Annotated in this window: 2 protein-coding genes; one reads left to right on the forward strand and one right to left on the reverse strand. The window is 32.8% G+C overall.

Annotation, left to right across the window (positions count from 1 at the left end; genetic code table 11):
- The first annotated feature begins 218 nt into the window (after nucleotides 1–218).
- Nucleotides 219–1,433 (forward strand): restriction endonuclease subunit S, encoded by a 1,215-nt coding sequence (locus PVE40_RS12635; protein WP_274732288.1) that lies wholly within the window; start codon nucleotides 219–221, stop codon nucleotides 1,431–1,433.
- An 84-nt stretch (nucleotides 1,434–1,517) separates the two neighbouring features.
- On the opposite strand, the gene PVE40_RS12640 is transcribed toward PVE40_RS12635, so the two are convergent.
- Nucleotides 1,518–1,837 (reverse strand): tyrosine-type recombinase/integrase (locus PVE40_RS12640; RefSeq protein WP_274732287.1); only part of this gene is annotated, 320 nt, incomplete at its 5' end.

The following is a 1,837-nucleotide window of genomic DNA, read 5'->3' on the forward strand; positions in this document are numbered from 1 at the left end:
TTGATACTTACAACCAAAAATTCCTAGGTCGCAGTCATAAAGGTTTCCAACAGGCCGAAGGCGAGCTCGAACAAATGCTGAGTCAACCGATGGAGAATTAGAAACAATCTACAGTAGGGAAGAACCATTTACACAAAATTATTGACGCTCCCCCCTCCGTTTCACTTGATAAATCTATTAATTAAAGTATATCATTTCAAAATATAAATTATTGAAATATATTACACAATTATAAATTTTATGACTGGGAACAGCGTAAGTTGGGAGAGCTAATGACTGTAACTTCTGTGAAAAGAATTCATCAGTCAGATTGGACTAATTCAGGGATTAGATTCTTAAGAGCAAGGGATATAGTTTCAGCTTCGAAAAATGAGGAACCAACCGATTATTTGTATATTTCAGAAGAAAAATACAATGAATATTCACTTATTTCTGGAAAAGTCTCAAGAGGAGATTTATTAGTAACGGGGGTGGGTTCAATTGGAGTTCCTATGTTAATTACCAATGATAATCCAGTTTATTTTAAAGATGGAAATATTATTTGGTTCAAAAATAATAATACAATTGACGGTGATTTTTTTTACTATTCATTTGTACATCATAAAACTCAAAAGTATATTCAAGATGTTGCGGGAATTGGAACTGTTGGAACATATACAATAGATAGTGGAAAGAAAACGCCTATTTCATTACCAGAAACAAAAGAACAAAATAAGATTGGTAATTTCTTCAAACAGCTGGATAACACTATCGCTCTTCATCAGCGTAAACTGGAAGCTTTGAAACAATTGAAGAACGGCTTATTACAGAAGATATTTCTTACAGACAAGCAAAAAGTTCCACAGATTCGTTTCGCAGGTTTTGAGAAAGAATGGGAAAAGTGCAAGTTAGAAAATGTAGCTCATATTGTTGGAGGGGGAACTCCGAGTACCAGTAATGAAAATTTTTGGAATGGTGATATTGATTGGTATTCTCCAGCGGAAATCGGTGAACAAAGGTATTTATACGAAAGTAAAAAAAAAATAACAAGTCTAGGATTACAAAAAAGTTCGGCTAAACTTCTTCCAATAGGTACAGTATTATTTACATCCCGTGCAGGTATTGGAAATACAGCAATATTATCTAAGGAAGCGGCAACGAATCAAGGATTTCAATCAATTGTTCCTAGGAGTGGACAATTAGATTCTTATTTTATTTTCTCAAATACAAATAGTTTAAAGAGATATGGCAATAAAACTGGAGCGGGATCTACATTTGTGGAAGTTTCAGGTAAGCAAATGGGGGAAATGCCTCTTTTAATACCTTCATTTAATGAACAAGCTAAAATAGGAGTTTTTTTTAAACTCCTTGATGACACTATAGCTCTTTACCAAAACCAACTAAATCAACTTCATTCTTTAAAGAGTACATTCTTACAAAAAATGTTTGTTTAAAAATTATAGTAATATCTTGAAAAATGAGAACTCCCATCAAAGCTTTTTCCAAAGTGTTTGATAGGAGTTTTTATATAAAAACATTTATATAAGTATAGCTAAATGTCGAATAATTTTATCGTTATCCTGATTTTCTAGTTCTTGTATAATATGCAAATAAGTTTCTTGAGTCGTAGTCATACTAGAATGACCTAATCTTTTGGCTACGCTAGCAATTGAAACACCTGCGAAAAGCAATAATGACGCATGGGTATGTCTAAGACTGTGTATGGTAATAACCGGAATTTGTACCCTTTCACATAACACTTTTAGTCGATTATTAATAGTTGTGTTTTGCAAGACATTCCTACACAATATTGCAAAGAAAAAGTACACACCTTTGCGCCTGAAATTTTTCTCTGATT

This window comes from Jeotgalibaca caeni (assembly GCF_028863945.1).
Classification (GTDB): Bacteria; Bacillota; Bacilli; order Lactobacillales; family Aerococcaceae; genus Jeotgalibaca; species Jeotgalibaca caeni.